This is a genomic window from Sphingomonas sp. M1-B02 (assembly GCF_026167525.1).
GTDB lineage: Bacteria > Pseudomonadota > Alphaproteobacteria > Sphingomonadales > Sphingomonadaceae > Sphingomonas.
In genome coordinates, this window is record NZ_CP110679.1 from 2,040,496 (window position 1) to 2,055,417 (window position 14,922).

At 64.0% G+C, this 14,922-nt stretch carries 17 protein-coding genes and 1 tRNA gene; 8 read left to right on the forward strand and 10 right to left on the reverse strand.

From position 1 onward, the window contains the following. Nucleotides 1-5 precede the first annotated feature (5 nt). Nucleotides 6-1,403 (forward strand): hypothetical protein, encoded by a 1,398-nt coding sequence (locus OKW87_RS09770; RefSeq protein ID WP_265539044.1) that lies wholly within the window; start codon nucleotides 6-8, stop codon nucleotides 1,401-1,403. Between the two features lie 150 nt (nucleotides 1,404-1,553). On the opposite strand, the gene OKW87_RS09775 is transcribed toward OKW87_RS09770, so the two are convergent. Then, nucleotides 1,554-1,679, reverse strand: a complete 126-nt coding sequence (locus OKW87_RS09775) for a hypothetical protein (protein ID WP_265539046.1) — start codon at nucleotides 1,677-1,679, stop codon at nucleotides 1,554-1,556. On the opposite strand from OKW87_RS09775, the gene OKW87_RS09780 reads away from it, so the two are divergent. Both OKW87_RS09780 and OKW87_RS09785 read left to right on the forward strand, forming a co-directional pair. Next, nucleotides 1,678-1,854 (forward strand): hypothetical protein, encoded by a 177-nt coding sequence (locus OKW87_RS09780; protein WP_265539048.1) that lies wholly within the window; start codon nucleotides 1,678-1,680, stop codon nucleotides 1,852-1,854. The genes OKW87_RS09775 and OKW87_RS09780 overlap by 2 nt on opposite strands. After that, on the forward strand, nucleotides 1,851-2,447 hold the full coding sequence (locus OKW87_RS09785; protein WP_265539049.1) for a hypothetical protein: 597 nt from the start codon (nucleotides 1,851-1,853) through the stop codon (nucleotides 2,445-2,447). The genes OKW87_RS09780 and OKW87_RS09785 overlap by 4 nt, the downstream gene beginning before the upstream one ends. A 274-nt stretch (nucleotides 2,448-2,721) precedes the next feature. On the opposite strand, the gene OKW87_RS09790 is transcribed toward OKW87_RS09785, so the two are convergent. Then, the gene (locus OKW87_RS09790; RefSeq protein WP_265539050.1) at nucleotides 2,722-4,416 is read right to left on the reverse strand and encodes an acyl-CoA dehydrogenase; all 1,695 of its coding nucleotides are present in this window, start codon (nucleotides 4,414-4,416) and stop codon (nucleotides 2,722-2,724) included. Nucleotides 4,417-4,464: 48 nt separating this feature from the next. Here OKW87_RS09790 and OKW87_RS09795 point away from each other — a divergent pair, with 48 nt between their 5' ends. After that, nucleotides 4,465-5,421: an L-threonylcarbamoyladenylate synthase gene (locus OKW87_RS09795; protein ID WP_265539052.1), complete on the forward strand. Its 957-nt coding sequence runs from the start codon at nucleotides 4,465-4,467 to the stop codon at nucleotides 5,419-5,421. Here OKW87_RS09795 and msrA read toward each other — a convergent pair. Continuing rightward, complete coding sequence (msrA, locus tag OKW87_RS09800) at nucleotides 5,418-5,963, reverse strand: peptide-methionine (S)-S-oxide reductase MsrA (RefSeq protein WP_265539054.1); 546 nt, start codon at nucleotides 5,961-5,963, stop codon at nucleotides 5,418-5,420. The genes OKW87_RS09795 and msrA overlap by 4 nt on opposite strands. Before the next feature lie 66 nt (nucleotides 5,964-6,029). Here msrA and galE point away from each other — a divergent pair, with 66 nt between their 5' ends. Next, nucleotides 6,030-7,022: a UDP-glucose 4-epimerase GalE gene (gene galE, locus OKW87_RS09805; RefSeq protein ID WP_265539056.1), complete on the forward strand. Its 993-nt coding sequence runs from the start codon at nucleotides 6,030-6,032 to the stop codon at nucleotides 7,020-7,022. On the opposite strand, the gene OKW87_RS09810 is transcribed toward galE, so the two are convergent. The 3 genes from OKW87_RS09810 to folK all read right to left on the reverse strand — a co-directional run bounded on the left by OKW87_RS09810 (nucleotide 7,019) and on the right by folK (nucleotide 8,379). After that, nucleotides 7,019-7,738 (reverse strand): phosphatase PAP2 family protein, encoded by a 720-nt coding sequence (locus OKW87_RS09810; RefSeq protein WP_265539058.1) that lies wholly within the window; start codon nucleotides 7,736-7,738, stop codon nucleotides 7,019-7,021. The genes galE and OKW87_RS09810 overlap by 4 nt on opposite strands. A gap of 72 nt (nucleotides 7,739-7,810) precedes the next feature. After that, nucleotides 7,811-7,886, reverse strand: a tRNA-Lys gene (locus OKW87_RS09815). A gap of 13 nt (nucleotides 7,887-7,899) precedes the next feature. After that, the gene (folK, locus tag OKW87_RS09820; RefSeq protein WP_265539060.1) at nucleotides 7,900-8,379 is read right to left on the reverse strand and encodes a 2-amino-4-hydroxy-6-hydroxymethyldihydropteridine diphosphokinase; all 480 of its coding nucleotides are present in this window, start codon (nucleotides 8,377-8,379) and stop codon (nucleotides 7,900-7,902) included. 23 nt (nucleotides 8,380-8,402) lie between these two features. Between folK and OKW87_RS09825 the strand changes: the two genes are divergently transcribed. Continuing rightward, the gene (locus tag OKW87_RS09825) at nucleotides 8,403-9,008 is read left to right on the forward strand and encodes a uracil-DNA glycosylase (RefSeq protein WP_265539062.1); all 606 of its coding nucleotides are present in this window, start codon (nucleotides 8,403-8,405) and stop codon (nucleotides 9,006-9,008) included. A 46-nt stretch (nucleotides 9,009-9,054) separates the two neighbouring features. Then, on the forward strand, nucleotides 9,055-9,315 hold the full coding sequence (locus OKW87_RS09830) for a hypothetical protein (RefSeq protein ID WP_265539065.1): 261 nt from the start codon (nucleotides 9,055-9,057) through the stop codon (nucleotides 9,313-9,315). Here OKW87_RS09830 and OKW87_RS09835 read toward each other — a convergent pair. The 3 genes from OKW87_RS09835 to OKW87_RS09845 are packed head-to-tail and all read right to left on the reverse strand — an operon-like array spanning nucleotide 9,312 to nucleotide 11,825. Beyond that, entirely contained in the window at nucleotides 9,312-9,968 is a 657-nt protein-coding gene (locus OKW87_RS09835; RefSeq protein WP_265539066.1) for a sulfite oxidase-like oxidoreductase, read from the reverse strand. The genes OKW87_RS09830 and OKW87_RS09835 overlap by 4 nt on opposite strands. Nucleotides 9,969-9,978: 10 nt before the next feature. Next, nucleotides 9,979-10,842, reverse strand: a complete 864-nt coding sequence (gene aguB / locus OKW87_RS09840) for an N-carbamoylputrescine amidase (RefSeq protein ID WP_265539068.1) — start codon at nucleotides 10,840-10,842, stop codon at nucleotides 9,979-9,981. Next, complete coding sequence (locus OKW87_RS09845) at nucleotides 10,839-11,825, reverse strand: agmatine deiminase family protein (protein ID WP_265539070.1); 987 nt, start codon at nucleotides 11,823-11,825, stop codon at nucleotides 10,839-10,841. The genes aguB and OKW87_RS09845 overlap by 4 nt, the downstream gene beginning before the upstream one ends. Before the next feature lie 184 nt (nucleotides 11,826-12,009). On the opposite strand from OKW87_RS09845, the gene OKW87_RS09850 reads away from it, so the two are divergent. Beyond that, nucleotides 12,010-13,992, forward strand: a complete 1,983-nt coding sequence (locus tag OKW87_RS09850; RefSeq protein ID WP_265539073.1) for an alpha/beta hydrolase family protein — start codon at nucleotides 12,010-12,012, stop codon at nucleotides 13,990-13,992. A 59-nt stretch (nucleotides 13,993-14,051) separates the two neighbouring features. Here the strand turns inward: OKW87_RS09850 and rpsD are convergent, their stop codons facing one another. Then, nucleotides 14,052-14,666, reverse strand: coding sequence for a 30S ribosomal protein S4 (gene rpsD / locus OKW87_RS09855; protein WP_265539076.1), 615 nt, complete (start codon nucleotides 14,664-14,666; stop codon nucleotides 14,052-14,054). Nucleotides 14,667-14,922 lie beyond the last annotated feature (256 nt).

The following is a 14,922-nucleotide window of genomic DNA, read 5'->3' on the forward strand; positions in this document are numbered from 1 at the left end:
AACAGATGTCCCGGCTAGTTCTGAACGAGGTGTTTCCTACAGTGGGCAAGCCTACTGTTACATATATCGAACGGGACGATGGAGCGCCTGAACGAAAACTGACCGCCTCTCTTCAGACGCCAGGTCAAATCTGCATGCTTACTGGTCCCTCGAAGCTTGGTAAAACCAGCTTGTATCAGCAAGTTGTTCCTACTCTAAAGCGTGAGCCCCTCGTAATTCGTTGCTCAGGAAAGCTTGACCACAGAAATTTTTGGGCAACCGCACTTGAGCGCCTGGATTTCTCCCGGCTGGCTGAGCGAGGCAATGCATGGGGCCTTAGAACTGAAGCTAGTATTGGCACGTCGGGGGAGAGTGGGTGGAAATGGCTTTCTACTATCATGCCGACGTTGAACCTAAAGTTGGGAGCAGACGGAAATATATCAAACAAGCGTCACTTTGCTCAAGCAGAGCTGTCGGCATCCCATTTGATACCGCTTTTAAAAGAAATGCCTTTGCAGTTAATTGTGGAAGATTTTCATTATTTGGATGTTGAGGTCAAGCGCGAGATATTCCAGCAGTGGAAATCGTTCGTTGATGAGGGTATTTCTGTTTTAGTTTTCAGCACGGCACATCATTCGAACGAACTGTTCTCTGCAAATGCCGATTTATCTGGCCGAACAAGAGTTCTTGATTTGGGCCAGTGGCGAAGTGATGATCTAGCAAAGATTGTTAAGGTGGGATTTGATTATTTAGGGATTAAAAATGGCGAAGCCATTCGCCAATATGTCGCCACTGAATCCGTAGGCGTTCCTATAATTACTCAGCAGATTTGCTTCGATTTCGCTTCTCGTTTAGATCTAAGTAGATCATCGAATGATGTCCGAAAAAACTATCACCCTACTCATATCAAAGAAAATGTCCGAAACGTCGCTAAAGAGTTTTATTCCGGATTTGAGAGAGACTACGAACGCCTAGTCGAGGGCCCGAGAAGTCGTGCCAGAAAGCACGACACATATGGTATGATATTAAGCGCATTTGTCATGGACCCAATAAAGTTCTCTTTGTCGAAATCTGAGTTAGTGGAGCGCATTAACCAGCTTAGCACCAAAGAGGCGATACCAATCGCCTCGATAAATTCCGCTTTGAAAGCACTATCCTCGCACCAGAAAAGAATGGCAAAAACTCTTCTGGAGTGGCAGCCCACTCGTGAAATGCTTCACATAATCGAGCCGACGTTTGTGTACTACCTTCGGCAACGAGTGCAGGAGAACCACGAGGCAGGCGATGAGCAGGGCGACCTGCTTCACTCATTGTTCGATAAAATGGCCCAAGTGCCGTATATTCGCGAGTCAGTTATACCTAGGCATGCTGGACCCCGCATTACCCAGACTGGCCCAAGAGGCCCGTATCCAGTGAAGCGGTAAAGGGCGCAAACCGCACGGTTCTGGGGGCTCCGCGGACACCTGGGGCACCACCGGTTCCGGGACACAAAACTTACCGCAGACGAGGCTCCGCGACCGTGCACTCCTAGATTTCGCCCGATAGGGGCGCAAACTGCATTAACGAATATGCAATCATCGCAATTGCAGCAGAGCAATTTTTACCGCATCAATTTCGCAACGTTCAATCGCACGTTCATCCGCATCCAAATATGCGCTGAAACGGTTGAAGGTTCCCGGCAAAAGGAGGCCGAACCCCATGACGCATGCGCAGCGCAACGCTGGGATTCTCAAAATGCTTGAGGAAGAAACCAAGCGCGCGACCGTGTCCAAGGCTACTGCTCGTGAGACGCTGATCAACGAAGGCATTTACACCAAGAAGGGTAAGCTGCGCGCCGAGTTTGGCGGCGGCAAGAAGGAAACTGCAGCCGCTTGAGCCGGCTCGCTACCTCGTTCGTACTCGGCTATCACGGCTGCGACAAGGCGACGGCTTCCAGGGCGATCAGCGGCGATATCTCGCTCCTGCAAAGCGACCGCGATTATGACTGGCTCGGCCCGGGCGCCTATTTCTGGGAATCCGATCCGCAACGCGCCTTGGAATGGGCCCAGTGGAAGGTTGGCATCGGCCATTATTCCACCGCAGCCGTGGTCGGCGCCGTTATCGATCTAAGGCATTGTCTCGATCTGGTTTCCCGTGACGACCTGAAACTGGTCAGTGCCGCCTATCAATCGTTCATGGAGATCCAACGCCGGTCGGGCTTGCCGATGCCGGAGAACAGGAGCGCGAAGGGCGAGCCGAATGCGGATCGCGTCCTGCGCTATCTGGATTGTGCGGTCTTGAGGCATTTGCACAGCGTGCTCGACGCGGTGCCGGCGGAAGCGCGCACGATCGAGCCCTTCGACACCGTTCGAGGGATGTTCACGGAGGGCGGTCGCCTCTACAAAGGCAGCGGATTTCGCAAGAAGAGCCACGTCCAGATCGCCGTCCGCAGCGACGATTGCATCAAAGGGCTCTTCTTGCCGCGCTAGATTGGTCAAGTCATCGTCCCATAAGGAGCGAGCCGATGTTGATGATTAAGCTCGTCCGGATCAGCGTTGGGGCCGCCGTCACGCTCCGCCTCCCCTTTTCCGCCCCACATCGACCGACGCTACCAAAGTAGGATTCCGCCTGATACGCTTGCCGCGACTCAGCACGCGTCCGCTCTTTGCACCGTCGAACCACCCCCCAGCCAAGCGCAACGAAACAACCCAACCACGCAATTTTTTGTCACAAAACGCGTGAAAAGTGCGAAGCTAAGCCCCCTCAGGCCGCAAATGCCGCCGCATCGATCGCATACAGCACATCCGCCTTCGCCATCGCCGCGGCCTTCAACCCCATCGCCTCGGGCACGATCTGCTCGACATAGAAGCGCGCCGCCGCCGCCTTCATCGCCAAAAACGCCGCATCCCCCTCGGATCGAACCGCAACGCGCCCCTGATGCTCCATCAGCCAGCCGCAAGTCGCGACCGAGAGCATCGTCAGGAAGGGATAGCTCGCCGCGAGCCGGCCGTCCGTGTCGACGCCGAGCAGGTTGCGCGCGACCTCCTCACAGGCGTCGATCAGCCGGATCAGCCCGTCATCCTCGGCATCCCCGCGCATCTGCGCGAGCAGCCCGAGCAAGGTCCCGCCATTGTCGCCCGAGAGTTTCCGCCCGACCAGATCGGCCGCCTGGATGCCGTTGGTGCCCTCATAGATCGGCGTGATCCGCGCATCGCGGAAATGCTGCGCCGCGCCGGTCTCCTCGATATAGCCCATCCCGCCATGGACCTGGACTCCCAGCGAAGCGACTTCGTTGCCCAGATCGGTGCCATGCGCCTTGGCCAGCGGCGTCAGCAGCTCGACCCGCGCCTTGGCCGCCGCATCGCCCGCCAGCCCGCGATCGAGCTGGCCGAACGCATAATAGACCAAAGCCCGCGCCGCCTGGGTCTGCGCCTTCATCCGCAGCAGCATGCGGCGCACATCGGGATGCTCGACGATCGCCACCGGCTTGCCGCCCCGCACCCCCTGGATGCGCTCGCGGGCATAGGCCACCGCGCGCTGCGTCGCCCGCTCGGCGACCTGCACGCCCTGCAGGCCGACGTTGAGCCGCGCATTGTTCATCATCGTGAACATCGCCCGGATCCCGCCAAATTCGGGGCCGACCAGCTCGCCGATGCAATCGTCATGGTCGCCGAAGGAGAGCACGCAGGTCGGCGAGGCGTGCAGCCCCATCTTATGCTCGATCGAGACGACCTTGATGTCGTTGAAAGCACCCGGCGTGCCATCGGCATTGAGCCGGAACTTGGGCACCAGGAACAGCGAGAGCCCCTTGGTGCCCGCGGGCGCATCGGGGGTGCGGGCCAGCACCAGATGGACGATATTGTCGGCCAGGTCATGGTCGCCGAACGAGATGTAGATCTTGGTGCCCTTGATCCGGAAGCTGCCGTCGCCGACCGGCTCGGCCTTGGTCTTGAGCGCGCCGACATCGCTGCCCGCCTGCGGCTCGGTCAGGTTCATCGTCCCCGTCCAGTCGCCGGTGGCGAGATGCGGCAGATACAGCGCCTGCTGCTCGGGCGAACCGTGGTGGACCAATGCCTCGATGGTGCCAACGGTGAGGATCGGCGCCAGCGCGAAGCCCATGTTCGCGGTGCCCAACGTCTCGAGCACCGCGATCGAGAGGCTGACCGGCAGCCCCTGCCCGCCATATTCCGCGGGCGATCCGATCGTCCCCCAGCCGCCCTCGACATAAGCGCGGTAGGCCGCGGCATAGCCCTCGGGCAAAGTGACGCCCGCATCGCTCCACTGCGCGCCGACCTGGTCGCCGATTCGATCGAGCGGCGCCCATTCGCCCGCCGCAAACTGCCCCGCGCCGTCCAGCACCGCCTCGACCAGATCGGGCGTCGCCTCTTCGCTGATCTCGTGCAGGCGGACGATATGGTCGAGCACGAAGCGCTGCTCGGCGGTGGCGGGGGTGAACATCGGAAACCTCTCTTGTCGCTCTTTGCCAAGCGCTATAGCCCCCCTGGGGTGAGCCCGACAAATCCCCGCATCTTACCCTACGGCGAGGCCGCGATCGCCGAGGCGGCCGCGCTGATCCGCGCCGGCGGCTGCGTCGCGGTGCCCACCGAGACGGTTTACGGCCTGGCCGCGGACGCCACCGATTCGCGCGCAGTGGCGGGGATTTACGAAGCCAAGGGCCGACCGAGCTTCAATCCGCTGATCGTCCATGTTCCCGATCTCGCGGCGGCGGAGTTGATCGCGGAGTTCGACGAAACGGCGCGCTCGTTGGCCGAGCGCTTCTGGCCCGGCCCGCTGACGCTGGTGCTGCCGCTGCGGCCGGACTCGGGGATCGCCTCGTTGGTCACCGCCGGCCTCCCGACCATCGCCATCCGCGTCCCCGCCCACCGCGCGATGCAGGCCCTGCTCGCGGCGACGGGCAAGCCCCTCGCCGCCCCCTCCGCCAACGCCAGCGGAGGCATCAGCCCGACCCGCGCCGAGCATGTGGCGGCGAGTTTGGCAGGGCGGATACCTCTGGTGATCGACGATGGGCCGACCCTGGCGGGGTTGGAGTCAACCATCGTACAGGGAGAACGGATTTTGCGGCCGGGCCCGTTGACCAAAGCACAACTCCACCCCGGCGAAGGCCGGGGCCCAGTTACCACGTCCTCCGATTCTGGACCCCGGCCTTCGCCGGGGGGGATAACAGCGCCCGGCCAACTCGACAGCCACTACGCCCCGAGCAAGCCGCTCCGCCTCAACGCCACCCAAACGGAGACCGGCGAGTACCTAATCGGCTTCGGCCCAATCCCCGGCAACGAAACCCTCTCCGCCACCGCCAACCTAACCGAAGGCGCCGCCAACCTCTTCGCAGCCCTCCACCGCGCCGACGCATCCCCCGCCCCGGCAATCGCCATCGCCCCGATCCCGAACGTCGGCATCGGCGTGGCGATCAACGATCGCCTCCGCCGCGCCGCACATCGTTAAGCGGCGGCCCCTTCCTTCAGCCGATTGGCAAAGCTCTTCCGAAGTTTCCGGAGCTTGGGCGGGATCACCGCCAGGCAGTACGGGTTCCGCTGCCCCTCGCCCTGCCAATATTCCTGATGATAATCCTCGGCCGGATACCATTCGGTCAGCGGCTCGATCGTCGTGACGATCGGCGCGGGCCAGTCCGCCCCGGCGCGCTCAATCGCGGCCCGCGCCTCGGCTTCCTGCGCCGCGTCATGTGGGAAGATCGCCGAACGATATTGCGTGCCGACATCGTTGCCCTGCCGGTTGAGCTGCGTCGGATCATGCGTCCCCAGGAACACGTCGAGCAGATCGGCATAGCTGATCACGTCGCTGTCGAAGGTCAGGCGAATCGCCTCGGCATGGCCGGTCGCGCCGCCGCAGACCTGCTTGTAGGTCGGATTGGCGACGGTGCCGCCGATATAGCCGCTCTCCACCTTGGTGACGCCGATCACGTCGTTGAACACCGCCTCGGTGCACCAGAAACATCCGCCCGCGATCGTTGCGGTTTCGATAGCCATGTCGAACTCCTTGCTTGTGCCCCCAAGATAGGTTTGAGCGAGCCAAGGACAATGCGGAGACGGTGGATGCGGGACGGTTCGGTGCTGGTGACGGGCGGCGCAGGCTATATCGGCAGCCATGCGGTGCTGGCGCTGCTCGATGCGGGCTGGAAGGTCGTCGTCGTCGACAATCTCGTCACCGGCTTCGACTGGGCGGTCGACGCCCGCGCGACCCTGGTCGTCGCCAACATCGAGGACGACGCCGCCGTCCGCCAGGCGATGCGGGACAATGACGTGGTCGCGGTGATGCACTTCGCCGGATCGGTGGTGGTGCCCGAATCGGTCAGCGATCCGCTCAAATATTATCGCAACAACACCGTCGCCAGCCGCGCGCTGCTCGAAAGCGCGGTCGCCACCGGCGTTAAGCATTTCATCTTCTCCTCCACCGCCGCCACCTATGGCATTCCCGAAGTGGTGCCGGTGCGCGAAGATTCGCCGAAAGTGCCGATCAATCCCTATGGCATGTCGAAGCTGATGACGGAGCATATGCTGCGCGACGTCGCCGCGGCGCATCCGATCAACTATTGCGCGCTGCGCTACTTCAACGTCGCCGGCGCCGATCCGCAGGGTCGCAGCGGCCAGTCGACCGCTGGCGCCACCCACCTGATCAAGGTCGCGGTTGAAGCCGCCACCGGCAAGCGCGATGCCGTCTCGGTCTTCGGAACCGACTTCGCAACCGCGGACGGCACCGGGGTACGCGACTATATCCACGTCACCGATCTAGCGGCGGCGCATGTCGACGCGCTCGACCTGCTGATCGCCAAACCGGACGAGAGCCACACGCTGAATGCCGGCTATGGCCGCGGCTTCTCGGTGCTGCAGGTGCTCGACGCGGTCGATCGCGTCACCAATCGCCAGATCGTCCGCAAGTTCGAGGGCCGCCGCGCCGGTGACCCCGATGCGCTGGTGGCGGACAACAGCGCGATCCTCGCCGCCCTCCCCTGGCGGCCGAAGCACGACGATCTCGACGGCATCGTCCAGGATGCGCTCGCCTGGGAGCGAAAACTAGCCGAGCGCTAGGGCGCCCGGCGGATCACCCGCAACTCGATCTGCCACCACAGCAGGGCCCAGATCGACCCGAACGCCCAGCCCGCGGCGACATCGCTCGGCCAGTGCACACCCAGATAGACCCGGCTCACGCCGATCGCCCCCACCAGCGCCAGCGCGGCCCCCAACAGGAATGCACGCACCGAGCGTTCCTGCACTACGGGGAATAGCAAGGTCGCGATGGTGAGATAGACGATCGCGCTGTTCGCGGCATGGCCGCTGGGGAAGCTGTGCGACGCCTCCGCCATCAGTTTCTCGAACAGATCGGGACGTGTCCGCGCCACCAGCGCCTTCACCACCGTGACCGCGGACGAACCCAGGATCGTCGCCGCCAGGACCAGCAGCGCACTCCGCATCCGGCCCCGCATCGCCAGGAACAGGCAGGTCGCCGCCACCACGAAGGTGAGCACCGTGCTGCTTCCCAACGCCGTCACGTCGCGCACTGCGGAGGGCAGCCAGGCCGGACCGATCGGCTGCTCGGGATGGCCGGGCACGCGCATCGCCAGCATGATCTCGCGGTCGAGATCGGCGCCGTCGCCCTCGCGGACTTCCATCCCGAACCAGATCATCACGGCGAAGATCAATGCGATCGCGGCCGCGAACACCATCGGCCAGGGGACGCGCAGCGATGGCCTGCGCCTCGGGTTCAGGGATACCAGCGGCTCGATGGAATCGGGTACTTCATGCATCGGGCCAGTCTGGCCCGCGAGCGCCCGGGCCGCAACCGTCGCCGGATGACAACGGTAGTAGGAATCGAGAAATGGTGGGTCCGCCGGGGCTCGAACCCGGGACCTCTCGATTAAAAGTCGCTTGCTCTACCAACTGAGCTACGGACCCACACCAAGGCGGCTCACCTAGGGGCGGGCACCGGGCGGGTCAACCGCGCGAGCAATTGCCGCACCGTGCGACCGGTAACCGGATCGCGCCATTCGGCCGCGATCCGGGTCAGCGGGACAAGCACGAATGCTCTCTCGCGGAACAGCGCATGCGGCACCACCAGATCGCGCGCGCCCCAGCTCCCGCCCGACCACAGGATGATGTCGAGGTCGATCACGCGGGCGCTCCACAGCTGCCCGCGCCGTCGCCCGAAGCGCCGCTCGATGCATTTGAGGCGGCGAAGCAGTTCGGGCGGCGATTCGCGACTCTCGACGATCGCTACGGCGTTTGCGAAACGGCGGCGCGAGGGGCCCAGCGGCGCGGTGCGCAGCATCGGCGAGACGGCCTGAACCCCGCCCAGCGCGGCAAGCGCTGCGGCGATCTCTGCCTCGGGCGCGCCGTGGCGGCCGCGCCGGTTCGATCCGAGCGCGATGGCATAGCTTGTCGTTTCCACGCCGCCGGGCCTATCGCGTGGCGATGATCCCGTCCACCGAACCGCCGCGCGATTGCCCGCTCTGTCCGCGCCTCGTCGCGCTGCGCACCGCCTTGCGCGCCGAACATCCCGATTGGTGGAACGCGCCCGTGCCCGCGCTGGGGGACCTCGACGCACCGATCGCGATCGTCGGCCTCGCCCCCGGCCGGCTCGGCGCGAACCGCACCGGCCGTGCCTTCACCGGCGACGCATCGGGCGACCTGTTATTCGCGACGCTGGAAAAGTTCGGCCTGGCCGAAGCCGGCGAACCCAAAGGCGTCGTCATCCTCAATGCGGTCCGCTGCCTCCCCCCGGCCAACAAACCGATCCCCGTCGAGATCCACACATGCCGCCCGTTCCTGGCCGGGCAACTGGTCGCGCCCATCGTCATCGCGCTCGGCCAGATCGCCCACCAGTCGGCGGTCAAGGCGATGGGCGGGCGCCTGCCCAAATGCCAGTTCGCGCATTTGGCGGAGCACCGCGTGCCCAGCGGTCGCATCCTGATCGATAGCTATCACTGCTCGCGCTACAACCAGAACACCAACCGGCTGACCTCCGAGATGTTCGAGGCGGTGTTCGCGCGGGCGGTGGCGCTGCGCGACGCTCGATAAGCGCCCGGCGATATGCTATGCTTGGCCGTCCGTGAAGGAGGTCCTCATGCACAGCTTGCTGCTCGCGCTCGCATTCTTGCCGGGATTGACCGATCCCGATCCGCTCGCCCCGGCGGTCGAGGAAGTTACGCCCTGCGCCAGATTCAGCCCGGAAAATGTGAAGTCAGAAAGGCCGCTTATCCTGCGCAAGCTCGGCGAGGAGCCGCCCGCGAACCAGTATCTGGGCATGGTCTATGCGAAACAGGGCTGCGACCTGCCGATCAAGACCAGTGACTGGATCGGCCGCAGGCACGAGAGGCGACGCTAGCTATAGCGTTCCTCGGCCCAGGGGTCACCGCGCATATGATAGCCGTTGACCTCCCAGAAGCCGGGCTTGTCGGCGCCCAGAAACTCGATGCCGCTGACCCACTTGGCGCTCTTCCAGAAATAGAGGTGCGGGATCACCAGCCGTACCGGCCCGCCATGCTCGCGGGCCAGCGGCTGACCCTGCCAGCCATGGACGAGCATGGCATTCGGCGCGGCGAAATCGGCGAGCGGCACGTTGGTGGTATAGCCGTCATAGCCGTGCAGCATCACCGCCACCGCCTCGTCGCGCGGATGGACATGATCGAGCAGGTCGCGGGTCAGCACGCCCTGCCAGTCATTGTCGTAGCGCGACCAGGTGGTGACGCAGTGGATGTCGCTGGTCACCCGACTCTGCGGAAGCGCCATCAGCCCCGCCCAGTCGAGCGACGCCGGCCGTTCGACCCTGCCATTCACTTCGAGCCGCCAGCGTTCGCGGGCGATGTCGGGCTGGCGGCCGAGATCGAGCACCGGCCAGTCGCGGACGAGATGCTGCCCGGGCGGCAGCCGATCCTCCTCGGGCCGCGCGGCATGGCCGGTGAGGAACTTGCCCTCGCTCGCCCAGCGCTGCTTCGATCGTGTCAGCTTGCTCGTCTCGGGGGGCTCGGGCTCGTCCATCGCGCGGCTCCTAGATATCCTGGACCAGTCGTCCGTACAGATCGGGCCGCCGGTCGCGAAAGAAGCCGAAGGCGGCACGGTGGCGCTTGACCCGATCGAGGTCCAGCGTCGCAACGATGACCCCGGTCTCCTCGCGGTCGAGCTCGGCCAGGATGTCGCCGCGCTCGTCGGTGATGAAACTTGTGCCGTAGAAGGTCTGGCCCACACCGTCTTTTAAACCTTCTGTGCCGACGCGGTTGGCGGCGACGATCGGCACGACGTTCGAGACCGCATGCCCCACCATCGCCCGCCGCCACAGCCGCGCGGTGTCGAGCGAATCGTCATGCGGCTCGGATCCGATCGCGGTGGGGTAGAAGAGGATTTCCGCCCCCATCAGCATCATCGCCCGCGCCGTCTCGGGATACCATTGGTCCCAGCACACCCCCACGCCGATCCGCGCGCCGGGGCCGTTCCACACCTTGAAGCCGCTATTGCCCGGGCGAAAATAGAATTTCTCCTCATAGCCCGGGCCGTCGGGAATGTGGCTCTTGCGATAGACGCCCTCGACCGCGCCGTCGGGGCCGATCATGGCCAGGCTGTTATAATGATGCGGACCGTCGGCCTCGAAGAAGCTGGTCGGGATATGAATGGCCAGCTCGCTCGCCAGCCGCTGCATCGCCAGCACCGCCTTATGCTCGCCCACCGGCTTGGCATTGGCGAACAGGCCCTCATCCTCGACGCGGCAGAAATATTCGCCCTCGAACAGTTCGGGCGGCAACACGACCTGCGCGCCCCGGCCCGCGGCCTCGCGCACCAATTCGGAAACCGCCTTGATGTTGACATCGATATCGCTGGTGAAGGCGAGCTGGAGCGCCGCGACGGTGATCTGGGTCATTGGATTTCCTGGCGCCGCGGGATCTGCTGGCTGATGCAGTGGAAACTGCCGCCGCCGGTCAAGATATGATCGGCGCGCTGGCCGACAATAGCCCGGCCCGGGAAGAGTTCGCCCAGCGCGGCCATCGCCGCCTCGTCATTTTCCTTGCCGTAGAGCGGCACGACCACCGCGGCATTGCCGATATAGAAGTTCATATAGCTTGCGGGCACGATCTCCTCGTCCGGCCCCAGCACCCGACCGGGCGAGGGAAAGCGCACGACGTCGACCCCGAAGCGCGCGGCACGCTGCGCCGCATCCTGATAGATGCGCCAGTTGGGATCATTGTCGGTGGCCTCCGGAATCAGCAGCCTATTCTCGCCGACGAAGCGTGCGAGATTGTCGACATGGCCGTCGGTATGGTCGTTGACCAAGCCGTCGCCCAGCCACAGCACCCGGCAGTAACCCAAATCCGCCTTGAGCAGCCCTTCGATCTCCGCGCGGCTCAGCCCCGGATTGCGGTTGTGGTTGAGCAGGCATTGCTCGGTCGTCACCGCCAGCCCGGTGCCGTCGCCGTCGATCGCGCCCCCCTCCAGGATCCAGTCGTGCCCCTCGGCGCGAAGATGCTGCCGGCGCGCCAGACGCAGCCCGACATCGTCGTCGCCCTCGAGGTCATATTTGCCGCCCCAGCCGTTGAAGCCGAAATCGTGCGCCACGCCCGCGCCATCGATGATCGGACCGGTATCGCGCAGCCAGATGTCCCCGAAGGGTTCGACGATCACGCGCGCGACGCTCCCGGCATGCTTGCGCGCCGCCGCTGCCGCTTCCTCGTCCGCCGCGACCAGGATCACCTTCTCGCCCCGCCCCTCGGCATGCACAGCAGTCGCGAAGGCCGTCACCTCGGCACGTGCCGGCTCGAGATCGTCGAGCCACAATTCAGGATGGCTCGGAAAGCCGATCCATACGGCGTCGTGCGGAGCCCATTCGGGCGGAGGAGCTGAAGTCATGAGGGGCGCTCATACTAGTGGGCACGGCATTTGTCTCGGCTCAAGCGAGCCGCTTGCCCTCGCGCGAAAGGAGATGCGATGCAATATGGCGGAAACGCCCCCCGGTCTATTGTCCGACCGTGGCGACTGTTTCCGGCACGCTGGGGGTCAAAAAATGTCGACGTATGACGAATGGGGGGTTCTGATGAAGATTTGGTCCACGACGCTTGGCGCATCGCTGCTTGTTGCCGTACCGGCCCACGGTCAAAGCGCCGACGCGCAGAAATTCGGGTCGCGGGAGGCCGTACTTCAGGCCAGCCTGTCTCCCGACGGCAGCAAGATCGCGATGATTTCGCCGGTCGGCGCCGGCGCCGCAGTTTTGGTCGCGCCGGTCGACGGCAGCGCTGCGCCTAAACCGATCCTGAGTTCGAGCGGCAAGCCCGACCAACTTCGCTATTGCCGCTGGTCGACCCCGGCCCGCCTGATCTGCTCGGTCTACTTCATCGAATTCACCGGCGCGACGATGGTCGCCTACACCCGCCTCGTCGCAGTCAATGCCGATGGCTCGGGGCTGAAGCAGCTCACCGCCCGCGCCAATTCGGAAGCGCTCGGCGCCGCGCAGTTCGGCGGCGACATCTTGGACTGGCTGCCCGAGGATTCGGGAAGCGCCGTGCTGATGGAACGCACCTTCGTGCCCGAGGCGACTACCGGCCGCCTCGTCGCGCGCACCAGCGGCGGGCTCGGCGTCGAGCGCGTGGACACCGTGAGCCTCAAGCGCAGCACCGTCGAGCAGCCCAAGGGCAACGCGTTCGGCTATTGGACCGATGGCCATGGCGCAGTCCGCATTCTCGGCATCCGGCCCAACACGACCACCGGCTATGACGGCAACCGCCTGCTTTATTCCTATCGCCTGCCCGGCAGCCGAGACTGGCAGGATCTGAGTGAAGTCACGATCACGCCGCAGGGCACCAAAGGCTTCGTGCCGCTCGCGGTCGATCGCGCGCTCAACGCCGTCTACGGCTATGACAATCAGAACGGCCGAAGCGCACTGTACCGGATCGCGCTGGACGGGAGCATGAAGCGCGAGCTCGTATTCGAGCATGGCGTCGTCGACGTGGATAGTTTGATCCGGATCGGCCGCCAGCAGCGCGTCGTCGGCCTGTCCTACGCCACCGAGAAGCGCCGCGGGGTCTTCTTCGATCCCGAGCTCAAGGCGCTCGCAACGTCGCTGTCGAAGGCACTTCCAGGCCAGCCGATCGTGACTTTCATCGATGCCAGCGCCGACGAGAGCAAGCTCCTGCTGTTCGCGGGCGGCGACAGCGACGCCGGCAATTATTACCTGCTTGATCGCAAGACCAAGAAGATGGCCGAGGTCAGCCCGGTCCGCCCTCAGCTCGGCGGCGTCCGCCTCGCCAAGGTCACGCCGATCACCTTCCCTGCCGCGGACGGCACGATGATCCCCGGCTATCTCACGCTGCCGGCCGGGAGCGATGGTAAGAACCTCCCCGGGATCGTGATGCCGCACGGCGGCCCCGGCGCGCGCGACGAATGGGGTTTCGACTGGCTCTCGCAATATTATGCGGCGCGGGGCTTCGCGGTCCTCCAGCCCAATTTCCGCGGCTCGGCCGGCTATGGCGATGCCTGGTTTCGCAAGAACGGCTTCCAATCGTGGCAAACCGCGGTCGGCGACGTCAACGATGGAGGCCGCTGGCTGCTCAAGCAAGGCATTGCCGCGCCGGGTAAGCTCGGCATCGTCGGCTGGTCCTATGGGGGCTATGCAGCACTCCAGTCGCAGGTCCTCGATGCCGATCTGTTCAAGGCGATCGTCGCGATCGCGCCGGTCACCGATCTGGAAACGCTGCGCAAGGAATCGGAGAATTTCACCAACTACAAGCAGGTCGACGCCTTCATCGGTCGCGGGGCCCATGTCCGCGAAGGCTCGCCCGCGCAGAATGTCGATCGGATCAAGGCACCCGTGCTGCTGTTCCACGGCGACAAGGATTTGAACGTCGGCGTCGGCGAATCGCGGTTGATGGCGTCGCGGTTGCGCAGCGCGGGCAAGAAGGTCGACTATGTGGAATTCGACGGGCTCGATCACCAGCTCGAGGACGACAAGGCACGGATCCAGATGCTCGACCAGAGCGACCGCTTCCTGCGCACTGCAATGGGGCTGCCGGCGAAGCCCTGAAGGATAACGAAAAAGGGCGGCCCCGCGGGACCGCCCTCATTCGTTCGCAGGAAGTCGGATCAGCGCGAGTAGAATTCGACGACCAGGTTCGGCTCCATCTTCACCGGATAGGGCACTTCGTCGAGCGTGGGGATGCGCGTGAAGGTGATCTTGGAAGCGCCGTCCGGCACGACATAATCGGGAATGTCACGCTCGGCCAGGCTCTGCGCTTCCATCACCAGCGCCATTTCCTGCGCCTTGGGGCTCAGCGACACTTCTTCGCCAACCTTGATGCGGCGCGAACCGATGTTGCACTTCTCGCCGCCGACACGGACATGGCCGTGGTTGACGAGCTGACGTGCGGCGAAGATCGTCGGCGCGAACTTGGCGCGATAGACGATCATGTCGAGACGAGTCTCGAGCAGGCCGATCAAATTCTGGCTGGTATCGCCCTTCATCCGCGAAGCGTCTTCATAGTTCTTCTTGAACTGCTTCTCGGTGATGTCGCCATAATAGCCCTTGAGCTTCTGCTTGGCGCGCAACTGAATGCCGAAGTCCGACATCTTGCCCTTGCGGCGCTGGCCGTGCTGGCCGGGGCCGTATTCGCGCTTGTTGACCGGGCTCTTGGGACGACCCCAGATATTCTCGCCCATCCGGCGATCGAGCTTGTGCTTCGCGCTATGACGCTTCGACATGGATAATCCTTGTGCAATTCGAACAACGTTGGTCCCGGTAATCGCTCTACGTCTCTTTTGAGGGAGGGCAGGGCCGCCGCTTCACCGGGGTGCGGGGCCATTGCGAAGGCGCGCGGTTAGACTCAGGGCACGCCCGAGTCAAGCTGGACGGTCAGGCAGCCGCCCATAGCGAATGCCATGCGAGACCCGATCGGACCCGGCTGTACCGAAATGCCAAAGCCTCGATCGCGTACGGACTCGCGGCGTTCGACCGGAG

Coding starts and splice junctions, on each gene's coding strand:
- OKW87_RS09770 (WP_265539044.1), top strand. CDS start 6: ATGTCCCGGCTAGTTCTGAACGAGGTGTTTCCTACAGTGGGCAAGCCT.
- OKW87_RS09780 (WP_265539048.1), top strand. CDS start 1,678: ATGACGCATGCGCAGCGCAACGCTGGGATTCTCAAAATGCTTGAGGAA.
- OKW87_RS09775 (WP_265539046.1), bottom strand. CDS start 1,679: ATGGGGTTCGGCCTCCTTTTGCCGGGAACCTTCAACCGTTTCAGCGCA.
- OKW87_RS09790 (WP_265539050.1), bottom strand. CDS start 4,416: ATGTTCACCCCCGCCACCGCCGAGCAGCGCTTCGTGCTCGACCATATC.
- msrA (WP_265539054.1), bottom strand. CDS start 5,963: ATGGCTATCGAAACCGCAACGATCGCGGGCGGATGTTTCTGGTGCACC.
- galE (WP_265539056.1), top strand. CDS start 6,030: ATGCGGGACGGTTCGGTGCTGGTGACGGGCGGCGCAGGCTATATCGGC.
- OKW87_RS09810 (WP_265539058.1), bottom strand. CDS start 7,738: ATGCATGAAGTACCCGATTCCATCGAGCCGCTGGTATCCCTGAACCCG.
- OKW87_RS09825 (WP_265539062.1), top strand. CDS start 8,403: ATGATCCCGTCCACCGAACCGCCGCGCGATTGCCCGCTCTGTCCGCGC.
- OKW87_RS09830 (WP_265539065.1), top strand. CDS start 9,055: ATGCACAGCTTGCTGCTCGCGCTCGCATTCTTGCCGGGATTGACCGAT.
- OKW87_RS09835 (WP_265539066.1), bottom strand. CDS start 9,968: ATGGACGAGCCCGAGCCCCCCGAGACGAGCAAGCTGACACGATCGAAG.
- aguB (WP_265539068.1), bottom strand. CDS start 10,842: ATGACCCAGATCACCGTCGCGGCGCTCCAGCTCGCCTTCACCAGCGAT.
- OKW87_RS09845 (WP_265539070.1), bottom strand. CDS start 11,825: ATGACTTCAGCTCCTCCGCCCGAATGGGCTCCGCACGACGCCGTATGG.
- OKW87_RS09850 (WP_265539073.1), top strand. CDS start 12,010: ATGAAGATTTGGTCCACGACGCTTGGCGCATCGCTGCTTGTTGCCGTA.
- rpsD (WP_265539076.1), bottom strand. CDS start 14,666: ATGTCGAAGCGTCATAGCGCGAAGCACAAGCTCGATCGCCGGATGGGC.